The organism is Dongia rigui (assembly GCF_034044635.1).
Lineage (GTDB): Bacteria > Pseudomonadota > Alphaproteobacteria > Dongiales > Dongiaceae > Dongia > Dongia rigui.
This window is the reverse complement of sequence record NZ_JAXCLX010000004.1, coordinates 435498-449061: the sequence shown is the minus strand read 5'-3', so window position 1 is coordinate 449061 and position 13564 is coordinate 435498. Positions and strand designations below refer to the sequence as shown.

12 protein-coding genes and 1 riboswitch are annotated in these 13564 nt (G+C 62.6%); of the genes, 9 read left to right on the top strand and 3 right to left on the bottom strand.

Annotation, left to right across the window (positions count from 1 at the left end):
• Positions 1–123: 123 nt before the first annotated feature.
• The gene (locus SMD31_RS20890) at positions 124–1167 is read right to left on the bottom strand and encodes a zinc-dependent alcohol dehydrogenase family protein (RefSeq protein WP_320502877.1); all 1044 of its coding nucleotides are present in this window, start codon (positions 1165–1167) and stop codon (positions 124–126) included.
• An 84-nt stretch (positions 1168–1251) separates the two neighbouring features.
• Positions 1252–2085 (bottom strand): DeoR/GlpR family DNA-binding transcription regulator, encoded by an 834-nt coding sequence (locus SMD31_RS20885; protein ID WP_320502876.1) that lies wholly within the window; start codon positions 2083–2085, stop codon positions 1252–1254.
• A gap of 203 nt (positions 2086–2288) precedes the next feature.
• Here SMD31_RS20885 and SMD31_RS20880 point away from each other — a divergent pair, with 203 nt between their 5' ends.
• From SMD31_RS20880 to SMD31_RS20840, 9 genes are all read left to right on the top strand, one after another.
• On the top strand, positions 2289–3854 hold the full coding sequence (locus SMD31_RS20880) for a sugar ABC transporter ATP-binding protein (protein WP_320502875.1): 1566 nt from the start codon (positions 2289–2291) through the stop codon (positions 3852–3854).
• A gap of 28 nt (positions 3855–3882) precedes the next feature.
• The gene (locus SMD31_RS20875) at positions 3883–4890 is read left to right on the top strand and encodes an ABC transporter permease subunit (protein ID WP_320502874.1); all 1008 of its coding nucleotides are present in this window, start codon (positions 3883–3885) and stop codon (positions 4888–4890) included.
• A gap of 98 nt (positions 4891–4988) precedes the next feature.
• Positions 4989–5921: an ABC transporter substrate-binding protein gene (locus tag SMD31_RS20870; RefSeq protein ID WP_320502873.1), complete on the top strand. Its 933-nt coding sequence runs from the start codon at positions 4989–4991 to the stop codon at positions 5919–5921.
• Positions 5922–5986: 65 nt separating this feature from the next.
• Complete coding sequence (locus SMD31_RS20865; RefSeq protein WP_320502872.1) at positions 5987–6694, top strand: L-ribulose-5-phosphate 4-epimerase; 708 nt, start codon at positions 5987–5989, stop codon at positions 6692–6694.
• A 2-nt stretch (positions 6695–6696) separates the two neighbouring features.
• Positions 6697–8274: a ribulokinase gene (locus SMD31_RS20860; protein WP_320502871.1), complete on the top strand. Its 1578-nt coding sequence runs from the start codon at positions 6697–6699 to the stop codon at positions 8272–8274.
• Positions 8274–9302 (top strand): hypothetical protein, encoded by a 1029-nt coding sequence (locus tag SMD31_RS20855; protein ID WP_320502870.1) that lies wholly within the window; start codon positions 8274–8276, stop codon positions 9300–9302. The genes SMD31_RS20860 and SMD31_RS20855 overlap by 1 nt, the downstream gene beginning before the upstream one ends.
• Positions 9303–9393: 91 nt before the next feature.
• Positions 9394–10437, top strand: coding sequence for a carbohydrate kinase family protein (locus SMD31_RS20850; RefSeq protein ID WP_320502869.1), 1044 nt, complete (start codon positions 9394–9396; stop codon positions 10435–10437).
• Positions 10438–10503: 66 nt separating this feature from the next.
• Positions 10504–10742: riboswitch (cobalamin riboswitch) on the top strand.
• 112 nt (positions 10743–10854) lie between these two features.
• Positions 10855–11049 carry a CbtB domain-containing protein gene (locus SMD31_RS20845; protein WP_320502868.1) on the top strand — a complete coding sequence of 65 codons (195 nt, stop codon included), beginning with the start codon at positions 10855–10857 and terminating at the stop codon, positions 11047–11049.
• Between the two features lie 11 nt (positions 11050–11060).
• Positions 11061–11807 (top strand): CbtA family protein, encoded by a 747-nt coding sequence (locus tag SMD31_RS20840; RefSeq protein ID WP_320502867.1) that lies wholly within the window; start codon positions 11061–11063, stop codon positions 11805–11807.
• A 73-nt stretch (positions 11808–11880) separates the two neighbouring features.
• Here the strand turns inward: SMD31_RS20840 and SMD31_RS20835 are convergent, their stop codons facing one another.
• Positions 11881–13563: a methyl-accepting chemotaxis protein gene (locus tag SMD31_RS20835; protein WP_320502866.1), complete on the bottom strand. Its 1683-nt coding sequence runs from the start codon at positions 13561–13563 to the stop codon at positions 11881–11883.
• Position 13564 lies beyond the last annotated feature (1 nt).

Below are 13564 nucleotides of genomic sequence, written 5' to 3'. Positions count from 1 at the left end.
GGGATGGAGCAGCCCGGTAGCTCGTCAGGCTCATAACCTGAAGGTCAGAGGTTCAAATCCTCTTCCCGCAACCAATCTTGAAAACCCCCGGCGCCGCATGGCCCGGGGGTTTTCTCATTCCGCTCAGAAGCGATCGATCACGGTGACGCCTACACCCTGGAACCCGTCGAGGGCTGCCATGGCTTCACCGGCTTGGGTCAGCGGAATGCGCTTGGTGACAAGGCGGGCGGGATCCAGCCTGCCGGCCTTGATCATGCCGAACAATGCCGGGAAGCGGCTGGCCGCAATGCCGCGCGTGCCCATGATGCTGATCTGGCGCGAATAGACCGTCTCGAGCAGCGGGATGACGGGTGCCGCATGCTTCTCGAGCGGCATGCCGATCTGCACGTGCCGGCCGAGCTTGCGCAGGCCGCGTATGGAGTTATGGAAGGTCGTCGTGATGCCGAGTGCGTCGATCGAGACATGGGCGCCGCCATCGGTGATGGCGCGCACCTCCATGGCAACATCGGATGACGTTGCGGCGTTGAGTGTTGCCGTCGCACCGAGCGACTTTGCCAGTTCCAAGGCTGCGTCATTGACGTCGATCGCCAATATCTGTGCGCCGAGCTCAGCTGCGATCATGATGGCCGAGAGTCCGACGCCACCACAGCCATGAACGCTGAGCCACTCGCCCGGCCTGAGATCGGCGCGGTCGACGATGCCGCGAAAGGCAGTGGTGAGCCGACAACCCATGGCGGCCGCTTCGGCAAAGCCGATCATCTCCGGCAGCAGGACCAAGTTGAAATCGGCATGCGGCACCGCGGTGAACTGGGCAAAGGCGCCCCAGGCGGAGAATCCGATGACGAACTGATGCGCACAGATCGTGGGATCGCCACCCCGGCAGTCCGGGCATTCGCCACAGGCGATGATGAAGGGAGCGGTGACGCGGTCGCCTTTTTTGAAGCGCCGGCATTCCGGGCCCACATCGACGACGATGCCGGCGAATTCGTGCCCTGGCACATGCGGTGGCGTCACATCCGGGTCGGCGCCGTTCCACGCATGCCAGTCGGAACGGCAAACCCCGCAGGCCTCGACCGCGACGACGACGCCGTCACGCGGGCAAATGGGGTCGGGAACTTCCCGCACCTCTAGCGGCTGGCGGGCGGTTTCAAAAAGAGCGGCACGCATCGACGCGGTCCCCATGATTGTCGGCTGGCGAAAGAGTGACCGGCGGCAGCGGATTCGACAAGAGCCACCGGCTGGGTGGCCGGCCTAGTTGAGGATCCTCAGCTCGACGCCGCTTTCGCGCACGGCGGCCACGGCCGAGGGGTCGGGTGCGCCGGCGGTCATGATCATGTCGACATCCTCGAAGCCGCAGACGCGCACCAGCGACGTCTGGGTGAACTTGCTGGCATCGGTCACGACGATGCCCAGGCGCGACGCCTTGAGGATCGCCTGCTTCAAGGCGGCGTCAGGCAGGCTCAGTCCCATGATGCCGAAGGAGGGGTCGACGCCATTGCAGCCGATGAAGGCAAAGGAGGCGCGGATGCGCTCGAGGATCAGCGTGCTGACAGGCCCCACCAGCGAGTGCTGCTGCGGTCGCAGGGTGCCGCCCGTGACAATCACCTCGACCCGGGGAATGGCGCGTTCGAGGGCGAGGGCGATATTGAGGCCCGGCGTGAAGATGGTGAGGTTGATCAAGTCTTCGCGGTCGGCAATGGCGTGCGCGATGGCCATCGCTGTTGTGCCGACATCGAGGATAAGGCTGTCGCCGGAGGAGAGCATGGCCGCCGCGGCCTGGCCGATCAGGCGCTTTTCCGGGAGATAGCTTGAGACGCGGGCTTCGTAATCGACCTCCGGCACCGCTTCGACCACGCGCATGGCGCCGCCGCGCACGCGCCGAATGCCGCCGCGTCGCGCCAGAATATCGACGTCGCTGCGGATGGTGACTTCGGAGACGCTGAACTGACGCGCGAGATCATAGATGCGGACGAATTCATGCGTTTGAATGAACGAGAGCAGCTGCTCGCGCCGAGCGTCAGAAGCTGAAGATTCCGTGCCCTGCGGAAGGGCACTGATGTCGTCATCGAGCGTTTCAGCCGTCATCGCGTCGGCTCCAAATCTTTCGCACTGCACAAATCGAAACTCCGAATTCGCAGGCTTCTGGGGGAAATACCGCAAGATCGGCGGTGAATTCAATCCATCTTGACATTCGACTTTCGATACGGAAGTTTCTATATCACAAATAGAGCGGCGATCAAAAGCTGCCATGATGACTGAGGAAACGGCATGACAGGGACCGTTCATCCATGACGGCAGAAGCGGGTCCGCGCGCGGGCGACGTTTCCGGCGAGGTGCCGGAACTCGACATGCGCAACATCGCCAAGAGCTTTGCGAACATTCGCGCGCTCTCGAATGTTTCCTTTTCCGTGCGCGGCGGCGAAATCCATGCGCTGATGGGTGAGAATGGCGCCGGCAAATCCACCCTGATGAAAATTCTATCGGGCGCCTACCAGGCAGATCCGGGGGGCGAGATTCGTCTGCGGGGCGAGGTCGTATCGATCAACGGACCGCTCGCCGGGCGTCGCCATGGCATTGCCATCATCTATCAGGAGTTGTCGCTCTCACCCAATCTCAGCGTCGCCGAGAACATCTTTCTGGGTGAGGAGAAAAAGCGCCTGGGCTTCATCGATCGCAAGGCAATGGAGGCCGCGGCGCGGCCGCTGCTCGAGCGTCTCGCCGCGCCTTTCAAGGCATCGGACCGTGTTGCCAACCTTTCGATCGCCGAGCGTCAATTGGTCGAGATCGCCCGGGCGCTTGCCGGGCATCCGCGCATCCTGGTGATGGATGAGCCTACCACCAGCCTCTCCGCGCGCGAAGCGACGCGGCTCTTCACGATCATTCGCCAGCTGAAAAGCGAAGGTATCGCCATCATCTACATCAGTCACCGCATGGCCGAGGTCTATGAACTGGCCGACCGCGTCAGCGTGCTGCGCGACGGGTCGCTGATCGGCACCCTGGACAAGGAAGAAATCACCGCGCCGGCCCTGGTGCGCATGATGGTCGGGCGTGAACTCTCGTCATTCTATACCAAGGAACATCGCCACCCGACGGAGGACCGCAAGCCGGTCCTCGAGGTCGAGGGCGTCGGCGACGGCCACTTCATCCGCGATTGCAGCTTTTCGGTTCGTGCCGGCGAAGTCGTGGGGCTGGCTGGCCTCGTTGGCTCGGGCCGTACCGAGCTCGCGCGCCTGATCTACGGTGCCGATATCCGGGCCAGCGGCCGCATTCTGGTCGACGGCAAGGAATGCAAGGTGGAATCGCCCTTGCAGGCGATCAATTCCGGGATCGTCTATCTCACCGAAGACCGCAAGGCCTTGGGGCTGTTCCTCGACATGACGATCCGCGAAAACATCTCGATGAGCGTGCTGGGCACGGACGCCTTGCCGGCCGGATTGCTCAATCTCAAGGCGGCGCGCCAGCGCGCGGCCGAGGCGATCCGGTCACTGGGCATTCGCACCCTCAACGCCGCGGTCACCGTGGGGTCGCTGTCCGGTGGCAACCAGCAAAAGGTGCTGCTGTCGCGCCTGCTGGAGACCAAGCCTCGCGTGCTGCTGCTCGACGAACCCACCCGCGGCATCGATGTCGGCGCCAAGTCGCAGATCTACCAGATCATCGACGGCCTGGCGCGCAGCGGTGCGGCCGTCGTGGTGATTTCGAGCGAGCTCCCTGAAATCGTCGGTATTTCCGATCGCGTGCTGGTGATGCGCGATGGCCATATCGTGGGCCAGATCGAGGGGCGGCCGGAAGCGCCGATCACCCAGGAAAAGATCATGGATATTGCCACCAGCGCCGCCTCATTGAGCGCGGCCTGATGGTGGACCGAGGCAAAGGGACATCACAATGAGCGACAGAGCAATGGCAGGTGCAACGGCGGATCCCGAGAAAGCAGCACTTGCCCGGAAGCAGCGGATGCGCGCGATCCTGCAGGTTGTCGGCATGCTGCCGATCCTGGTCATACTCGCGATCTTCTTCGAAGTGTCCACCGACCGGTTCATGAGCTGGATGAACCTGTCGATCGTGGCCCAGCAGGCCGCGATCAATATCGTGCTCGCTGCCGGCATGACCTTCGTCATCCTCACGGGTGGTATCGACCTTTCGATCGGCTCGATCCTGGCGGCCTCGGCCATGATCGCCATCATCTGTTCGAAGATTCCCGATTACGGCCTGCTCGGTGTACCGGCGGCGTTGTTGGTCGGCCTCATCTTCGGTTTGATCAATGGCATCCTTATTTCAGCCATGCGATTGCCGCCGTTCATCGTGACATTGGGCTCGCTGACGGCTGTCCGCGGTGTCGCGCGCCTGCTGGGTGAGGATACGACCGTCTTCAATCCGGACTTGCCATTCGCGTTCATTGGTAACGGCACCTTGTTCGGCGTGCCCTGGCTGGTCATCATCGCCTTTGCCGTCGTGATCATATCCTGGGTGATCCTGCGTCGCACCGTGCTCGGCAACCGCATCTACGCCGTCGGCGGCAATCCGGATGCAGCACGCTTGGCCGGCATCAAGGTGTGGCAGATCCTGCTTTTCGTCTATTCGATGGCGGGTCTGTTATCCGGCCTGGGCGGCGCCATGTCGGCGGCGCGGCTCTTTGCGGCCAATGGCCTGCAATTGGGGCAGAGCTACGAACTCGACGCCATCGCGGCCGTGATCCTCGGTGGCACCAGCTTCACCGGCGGTATCGGCTCGATCTGGGGCACGCTGATCGGTGCCCTCATCATTGCCGTTCTCACGAACGGCCTGATCCTGCTCGGTATCTCGGATATCTGGCAATACATCATCAAGGGATTGGTCATCATCGGTGCCGTGGCACTCGACCGCTATCGTTTGCGGGAAGGTGGGCGGACATGACGGGACCAAGAATGCCGGCGCTCAACGAGGTCGCTGGATAGAAAGCCATGTTCGGCCGGATAACCGGCCGGGCCAGGTAAAATGCAACAGGAGGAAACATGAAACTCTCGCGTCTTGCCCTCGGGCTGGTGGTTGCGGTCGGCCTCGCGGCCCCCGCGGCTGCACAGGAATTGAAGAAAGTCGGCATTTCGGTAGGCTCGCTCGGCAACCCGTTCTTCGTCGCCACCATCAAGGGCATCGAAGACAAAGCCAAGGCGATCAACCCCAATGTTGAAGTGACGTCCGTTTCATCCGACTACGATCTCAACAAGCAGTTCACCCAGATCGACAATTTCATCGCTGCCGGCGTGAACGTCATCATGATCAACGCCGTTGATCCCGTCGCCATCGAACCGGCGATCAAGAAGGCCCAGGCCGCTGGTATCGTGGTCGCTGCCTTCGACGTGGGCGCCAACGGGGCCGATGTCACCGTCATGACCGACAACGTAAAGGCCGGTGCGCTTGCCTGCCAGTACATCGTCGATCACCTGAAGGGCAAAGGCGATGTGCTCATCGTCAATGGCCCGCAGGTCACCTCGGTCACCGACCGCGTCAAAGGCTGCAAGGAAGTCCTCGCCAAGAATCCCGACATCAAGATCCTCTCTGACGATCAGGATGCCAAGGGTTCGCGCGACGGCGGCTTTGCCGTGACGCAGAGCCTGCTGACCCGCTTCTCCAAAGTGGACGGTATCTTCGCCATCAATGACCCGACCGGCATCGGTGCCAGCCTTGCTGCCAAGCAGTTGGGCCGCAGCGAGTTCATCATCACCGCGGTCGACGGCGCCCCGGATATCGAGGCCGAACTGAAGACCGGCACCTCGCTGATCAAGGCGTCCTCGTCGCAGGACCCCTACACCATGGCCGGCCAATCGCTGGAGCTGGCTGCCGGCATTCTGCAGGGCAAGAAGCCGGACCCCAAGGTGATCCTGCTTGATCCGGTCCTGATCACAAACGAGAATCTCGGCTCCTACAAGGGCTGGACCTCGCACTAACTGTTACCAGCCGGTCGCGATCCATGAAAGGTCGCGGCCGGCCTTTTCTTATCTGAAGGTAGAACATGCTGAAAGCGTTGCGGGAACAGGTGCTGGAAGCCAATCTCGATTTGGTGAAGGGCGGTCTGGTTCTCTACACCTTCGGCAATGTGAGCGGCATCGACCGCGATCAAGGCCTGGTCGCGATCAAGCCGAGTGGCGTGCCCTATGACAGAATGAAGGCCGACGATATCGTCCTCACTGACCTTGATGGCAAGAAGGTCTATGGCGACATGCGACCGTCATCGGATCTCGCGACGCATCTGCTGCTGTACAAGTCGTTTTCCGGCATCGGTGGGGTCGTTCATTCTCATTCCGAATATGCGACGATCTGGGCGCAAGCCGCGCGCGCCATTCCGGCGCTTGGTACCACCCATGCAGATTATTTTCATGGCCCCGTACCGGTCACGCGTGTGCTGACGGATGCGGAGATCGAGGGCGACTACGTCCTCAACACCGGTGTCGTGATTGTCGAGGCCATTGGCGACAAGGATCCGATGTCGATGCCGGCAGCGCTCGTCGCCGGGCACGGACCCTTCTGTTGGGGCAGGGACGCGGCCGATGCCGTACACAATGCAGTCGTGCTTGAATCGGTGGCGCGCATGGCGGTCCATACGGTGGCGCTGCGGCCCGAGACCCGCGGGATCTCCCAATCCTTGCTGGACCAGCACTATTTTCGTAAGCATGGCGCCAAGGCCACCTATGGCCAGGCTTCATCAGACAAGGCGCTATGAGCATGCCATCGGTTGTCGCCGGCGTTGATTTCGGAACGCTCAGCGTTCGCGTGACGTTGTTTTCGGACGTCGGGCGGGCGCTCGGCCACGGCAGCGCCGAATATCCCCTGCACCGCCGGCGCGATGACCCCGACTACGCCACGCAATCGCACGATGACCAGATGGCGGCGCTCGCCGCTGCCTTCAAGAAGGTGCTGGCTGGCAGCGGCGTCAAGGGAGAGGACGTCGTCGCGCTCGCCATCGATACGACAGGCTCAAGTGTCGTCATGGTGGGTGAGGGGCTGCAGCCGCTCAGCGAATACTACCTGTGGTGCGATCATCGCGCCAAAGCTGAGGCGCAGGAGATCACGGCCAAGGCCCATCGGGACGGCGTCGAGGCAATCGATTGGTGCGGCGGTGTCTATTCGCATGAATGGGGTTTCGCCAAGGTGCTGCATTGGCTGCGTCACAATGCCGAGAAGCGCGGGCAATTCGTCACGGCACTCGAACATTGCGACATGGTGGCAGCGACGCTGACCGGCGTTACCGATCCCAAAATGGTCAAGCGCAGCGTCTGCGCGATGGGCCATAAATGGATGTGGAACCCGCGTTGGGACGGCTTGCCAGCGCAAGACTTCCTGACGCGGGTCGATCCGCTCTTCGACGGCATCCGCGCCAAGATCAATGGCACGTTCTGCACGTCGGACAAGATTGCCGGCAAGCTTGCGCCGGGCTGGGCCGAGAAGCTGGGGCTGAAGCCCGGCATTCCGATCCCGGTCGGCGCCTTTGATGCGCATTGGGACGCGCTCGGCGCTGGCTGCAAGATCGGCGACGTCGTCAACGTCGTCGGCACATCGACCTGCATCATCGCGACGGCGAAGGATGTCGGGCTGATCCCTGGGCTGTGCGGCATCGTGCCGGGCAGTGTCGATCCGCACCTTATGGGTATCGAGGCTGGGCTTTCCGCGACGGGTGACATCTTTGATGCCATTGCCAAGCGCGCCAATACCAAGATTGCTGAACTGTCGCGCGGCCTCGAAAACTATCGCGCCGGGCAGACGGGCCTGTTGCGCCTGACCTGGGACAATGGCGACCGCACGGTGCTGGTGCGTCCGGATCTCGGCGGTATCACGTTGGGGTGGAACCTGCTGCATACGGCACAGGACGAGCTTTTTGCCGCCATCGAGGGTACCGCCTTCCATACCCGCCTGATCCTCGAGCGCATGGCGGAAGGTGGCGTGCCGATCGAGCGCATCATCAATGGCGGCGGCATCCCCCAGCATAACCCGGTGCTCAACCAGGTCTATGCCAATGTCCTGGGGAAACCCGTTCTGGTGCCGGACGGCGTACCGACCGGCTTTGGCGCCGGCATCTTTGCCAGCATGGCGGCAGGCCTTCATGCCGATGTGGCGGCGGCCCAGGCGGCCATGTGTCTACCGTTCCGGACGTTCCAGCCTGATCCGGCGGCGCACGCCGTCTATCAGCGTCTCTATCCCATGTTCCGTGAGCTTTATCTCGGTTTCGGTGGCGTTGCCGCCGCGGCCAACCTCGGCAGCGTATTGCCGGAACTTCGCAAGATCGCCCAAGGAGGCAGTCATTGATGTCGACGCGTCTTGATCAGAAACTCGCCCGCATTCGCGCCGGCCAATACAAGCGCAGCGACTTCATTATCGCCGACGCGAAGGACGCCGACATGGGACCGAGCATTCCGGCGATGGGGCCGAACCGGCAGCCCGATGGCACCTGGTCGCGCTATCGCACGCGGGCCGAGTTTTTGGACCAGATTCGCGCCATTGTGGCGCAGGACATCGTCGATATCATGCTGATGTCGGTGTCCAATCTGGAGCAGCTGGCGAGTGAAGGCGTATTCCGCAATTGCCCGGTGAAGCCTGCCATTCGCGCCAATGATACGACCGATATCTGGGTCGTTCGTGGCGGCACCTACAACAAGCATCCGTCGCGACCCTTCCGCTCGGCCGCCTTGCCACGCGTCCTTCATGGCGGATCCAGTCTGCGCGAAGGGGCCGGGGTGATCGGCACCGACCTCGGCCTTTATTCGATCACCTTCAACAACGACCTCGACGCCGACCAATGTTCATTGGAGGCGTTTGCCGATTTCCGCGCCGACGCGGCGCAGCATGGCTTCAAGTACTTCCTCGAAGTGTTCAACCCGAACGCGGGACGCGATCTGTCGCCCGACATCATGCCACATTACGTCAACGACAGCATTGTTCGCTGCCTGGCCGGTGTCAGCAAGTCTGATCGCCCGCAGTTCTTGAAGATTGCCTATAATGGCCCGAACGCCCTCGAGGAATTGGCGAGCTATGATCCGGGCATGATCGTCGGTGTGCTGGGCGGCGGCGCCGGGACCACGCGCGACTGCTTCGAACTGTTGTGCCAGGCCGAGCGTTACGGCGCGCGCGTGGCTCTGTTCGGGCGCAAGATCAACCTGGCCGAAGATCCCCTGGCCATGGTCGAAATGATGCGCAATGTCGCTGATGGATCGGTGACACCGGCGGAGGCGGTCCGCGCCTACCATGGAATCTTGGCCAAAAAGGGTATCAGACCGGCCCGCTCGCTCGAGGAGGATGCCGCCATCTCCGAGGCGGTTCTGAAGCAGGCTGCCTGAAGGAATTGCCCCTGGCTGCATTCCCCCGGCGGCATTTCCCTGGCGGCATTCCCCCCTGGATTCCCGCCGCGACCGATTGTAGAGATGAAACATGACAACGTCTCGCCGCGGCATCGTGACGGGTGGCACCTGGTGCGTCGATCGCAACCGGGCGATCGATGCGTGGCCACATGAAGATGGCGTCGCCGAAATTCTGGCGACCGAACTCTATGGTGGTGGCTCCGGCTGCAATCTTGCCATCGATATCCGAAAGCTCGATCCCAGCTTTCCAGTGGCAACCATCGGTCTCGTGGGCGATGACGCAGATGGCCATTTCCTGCTTGCCCAAGCCGACGCCCATGGCATCGACCGCAGCCGCATGGCCGTAACGGCGGATGCGGCGACCCAGTTCACCGATGCCTATGTCTCGCAGCGCAGCGGCCGGCGGACCCACATCTTCTTTCAGGGAACCGGCGCGCTGTTGACTCCGGATCACTTCAGTTTCGATGGAGTCGATGCACGGATCCTGCATCTGGGGCTCCCCGGCGCACACAAGCTCATGGATCAACCGTGGAAGGGCGATCCGAATGGGTGGGTCTACGTGCTGCGGCGCGCACGCGACGTCGGATTGCTCACCAATCTCGAACTCTTCAGCATCGCCCCCGAACGGATCGCGGCCCTCGTCCTGCCCTGCCTGCCGTATCTCGATTATCTCGTGGTGAATGATTTCGAAATCGGCGCCCTCGCTCAGTTGCAGACGTCGACGGACGGCTTGACCGAGATCGGCGCCTGCATCCAGGCGGCAAAGGCCGTCATGGCCAAGGGCAGCATGCGCCTCATCGTCGTCCACTTCCCGGCCGGGGCGATTGCCTTGGAGCGGGATGGCACCGTCACCTCGGCGCCATCCTTCAATATTCCCCAATCCGAGATTGTCAGCGCCAATGGGGCAGGGGACGCGTTCGCTGCCGGGCTGCTCTACGCCCTTCACGAAGGGTGGGAGATCGCCTCGGCACTCGAAATGGCCCATGCCACGGCGGCCATTTCGCTACGGGGACTCTCGACCTGCGCCGCGGTCGAGGACTACCGCGCGTGCCTTGCCAGGGCCCGTAAGTGGGGCCTCCGGCCGTCGCTGGCTCTGCAACAAGCGTCGCTATAAGAGAAATTACGCCGCTCATCCGTCGGGGATTGGACAAATTTCTTGACGCCGTCGATGCCCTGGGCGAATGATCCACCAGTCGAAGGTTCCCCGATGGATAGATTCCTGGGGATTAATAGGGAACACGGTGCGGACGACCCAAAAGGGGCCAAAACCGTGACTGCCCCCGCAACTGTAAGCGAGGAGCGGACGCCGAGATAACCACTGACCGGTGGCGGGCATGGGTAACATGCCGGATCCGGTTGGGAAGGTGGCGCCGCCTGGTACTCGCGAGTCAGGAGACCTGCCAGCGACGAGACGAATCCGTATTCCGGACGGGGTGTCCGCGCGGTGTGGTGGATCTGGTACCAACTGGCACCGGTCACTTCAGTAGCGGTAACCCCCTGCCGGCCAGACCAGAACTCAAGGGGATCCATCATGCAGACCAACGCCCAGCTTGCCTCAAGCGCCGTTTCCACCAAGACCACTGCCCGCACCGAAGCCCTCGCAGGCGCCTTCATGGCTGCCGTGCTCGGCCTCGTCATGGTCTGGGGTGTCGGCTTCTCGCATATCGAAGCGGTTCACAACGCCGCCCACGACACGCGCCACGCCAACGCCTTCCCCTGCCACTAAGGGGCGGGTTCATGGAGACGTTCCGGCGACTGTTTCTGGTCGCTCTGTTGGCTGGTCTCATCAGCGGCATCGCCATTACGGCCGTCCACCAGGTGAGCACGACGCCGCTTATCCTGGCGGCTGAGGTCTACGAGAACGCCGGGCCGGCAGAAGCACCAGCTGCTGCCGCCGAGGCGCCGGCCGGCGAAACGGGCCACGATCACGACCATGCGGCCGAAGGGCATGACCATGGTGGCGGCGACGCCTGGTCGCCCGCCGATGGCTGGCAGCGGACCCTCTCGACGGCCATTGCTGATGTCCTCACCGGCATCGGCTTTTCGCTCCTGCTGGTTGCCGCCTACCGCATCTGGGGCGGCAACATGACCTGGCGGACGGGGCTGTTCTGGGGCCTGGCCGGTTTCGCGGCGATCGTTGCCTCACCCAATCTCGGCCTGCCGCCGGAAGTGCCGGGTACCGAAGCCGCACCCCTCGCTGACCGTCAGGTCTGGTGGGTGGCGACGGCGGTGCTGACGGCGCTGGGACTTGGCTGCATCTTCATTGCCAAGCGCGCCTGGGCCGCTGCCCTGGGACTTGTTCTGATCGTGCTGCCGCACGCCTATGGCGCGCCGCAGCCGGCGGAATATGCGAGCGTGGCGCCTGAGGAACTGGCGCACCGCTTCATCGTCGCAGCGACGATCGCGGGGCTGGTCTTCTGGGCGATCCTCGGGGCATCGACCGGCTATTTCTATCACCGGTTCTTCAAGTCGACCGCTTCCTGACCAGATCTGGCAGCAGCAAAGAAAAAGGCCGGGCCGCCCGATCGGGTGCCCGGCCTTCTCTTTAGTCGTTGGTTCAGAGCGCGCGGACGTCCTGAATGAAGCGCTCGATCGTGGTGCGAATCTGGGACGTGTTCTGACCCAGCAGTCTGGCGGCAGACAGCACAGTCGCTGTGGCGTTCTGCGTCTGCCCGGCGGCTTGCGCCACGAAGACGACCTTTTCCGAAACTTCCTGGTTGCCGGCCGAGGCTTCCTGGATGTTGCGGGCGATCTCCTTGGTCGCAGCGTTCTGCTCTTCGACCGCAGCCGCGACGCCGCTTGAGATATCCTTCATCTGACGGATCTGATCGCCGACCGAACGGATCGAATCCGCCGTCGATTGCGTCGATGTCTGGATCGATTGGACCTGAACGGCGATGTCTTCCGTGGCACGCGCCGTCTGGTTTGCCAGGCTCTTGACCTCATTGGCGACGACGGCAAAGCCCTTGCCAGCCTCGCCGGCACGCGCGGCTTCGATCGTCGCGTTGAGCGCCAGCAGGTTGGTCTGGTTCGAGATCTCGGTGATGAGGCGAACCACATCGCCGATCTTGGTCGAGGCTTCGGTCAGGTGCGAAACACGCTCGGTTGTGTCTTCGATCGAATGCGTCGAGGTCGCAGCGATCTCGGCCTGGCTGGAGACCTGTCGGCTGATCTCCATGATGGAACTCGACAGCTCTTCGGTTGCGGCAGCAACCGTCTGCACATTGGCGCTGGCCTCAGTTGCGGCAGCAGCGACCTTCTGGACCTGCTCAAGCGAATCACTCGACAGTTTGTTGAGCGATTCGGCCGTATGATCCAGCTCGTCAGCCGATTTCACCAGCGCCTGCAGGATGGTTTCGACCTCCTGGTCGAAGCCACGGGCAAGCTCCGACATCTGCGCCGCCCGTTTTTCGCGGGACTGCTGCTGCTGGGCAGCCTCGGCCTGCAGGACTTCATTGCGGCGCATGTTGTCGGCAAAGACGGCAACGGCGCCGGCCATGTTGCCGACCTCGTCAGCGCGCTCGGCATAGGGGATGTTGACCGAGGTGTTGCCGGCAGCCAGTTCCTTCATCGTGTCGGTGATCATGCGGATCGGTGCGCCGATCTGGCGCGACAGGACGAAGAAGAACAGGACGGCAGCCACCAGCATGACCACAGCGCTGGTGATGACCGTCCGCAGGGTCCAGGCCAATGCAGTTGAGATCTGCGCATTCGCCGCGGCGGAGTTCGCCTTGATGGCTTCCGAGACTTCCTTGCCGGCAGCCTCCAGCTTGTCCGTCAGTTCTTCGCCGGCGCCGGTGACTTCGATGGCGCGGGCTTCATTGACCGTTGATGGGTGACGCATCAGCTTCAACTGCTGGGCGGCGGGGCCGTCGCGCCAGTCTTTCATGGCGCTGCCAATCTTATCGAGTGGCGCCAGGAGGTTCTGGTCGCCAGCCGCGTTGGCAATCGCTGCCTGCAGCAACTGATCGAAATTCGCGCTGAAGGCCTGATAGCTCTTTGTATAGTCCGAGCTGCCGGTAACCAGCAGGCCGCGAATGGCCGTCTGCATCTTCGACGCCTCGGCAAGTGTCGCATTGATCGAGCTTGCCTGACGTTCGGCGGCGTCATTGACCGAATTGGCTTCGTCGATACGCGCTGTCAGCATGATCGAGATCGCGCCGGAGATGATGATGACCAGACCCAGCAGCGAAAACGCGATGATGAGCTTCTTGGCAACGGAAAGGTTGGCAAAGTTCATT

Coding starts and splice junctions, on each gene's coding strand:
- SMD31_RS20850 (WP_320502869.1), top strand. CDS start 9,394: ATGACAACGTCTCGCCGCGGCATCGTGACGGGTGGCACCTGGTGCGTC.
- SMD31_RS20845 (WP_320502868.1), top strand. CDS start 10,855: ATGCAGACCAACGCCCAGCTTGCCTCAAGCGCCGTTTCCACCAAGACC.
- SMD31_RS20880 (WP_320502875.1), top strand. CDS start 2,289: ATGACGGCAGAAGCGGGTCCGCGCGCGGGCGACGTTTCCGGCGAGGTG.
- SMD31_RS20840 (WP_320502867.1), top strand. CDS start 11,061: ATGGAGACGTTCCGGCGACTGTTTCTGGTCGCTCTGTTGGCTGGTCTC.
- SMD31_RS20875 (WP_320502874.1), top strand. CDS start 3,883: ATGAGCGACAGAGCAATGGCAGGTGCAACGGCGGATCCCGAGAAAGCA.
- SMD31_RS20855 (WP_320502870.1), top strand. CDS start 8,274: ATGTCGACGCGTCTTGATCAGAAACTCGCCCGCATTCGCGCCGGCCAA.
- SMD31_RS20885 (WP_320502876.1), bottom strand. CDS start 2,085: ATGACGGCTGAAACGCTCGATGACGACATCAGTGCCCTTCCGCAGGGC.
- SMD31_RS20865 (WP_320502872.1), top strand. CDS start 5,987: ATGCTGAAAGCGTTGCGGGAACAGGTGCTGGAAGCCAATCTCGATTTG.
- SMD31_RS20835 (WP_320502866.1), bottom strand. CDS start 13,563: ATGAACTTTGCCAACCTTTCCGTTGCCAAGAAGCTCATCATCGCGTTT.
- SMD31_RS20890 (WP_320502877.1), bottom strand. CDS start 1,167: ATGCGTGCCGCTCTTTTTGAAACCGCCCGCCAGCCGCTAGAGGTGCGG.
- SMD31_RS20860 (WP_320502871.1), top strand. CDS start 6,697: ATGCCATCGGTTGTCGCCGGCGTTGATTTCGGAACGCTCAGCGTTCGC.
- SMD31_RS20870 (WP_320502873.1), top strand. CDS start 4,989: ATGAAACTCTCGCGTCTTGCCCTCGGGCTGGTGGTTGCGGTCGGCCTC.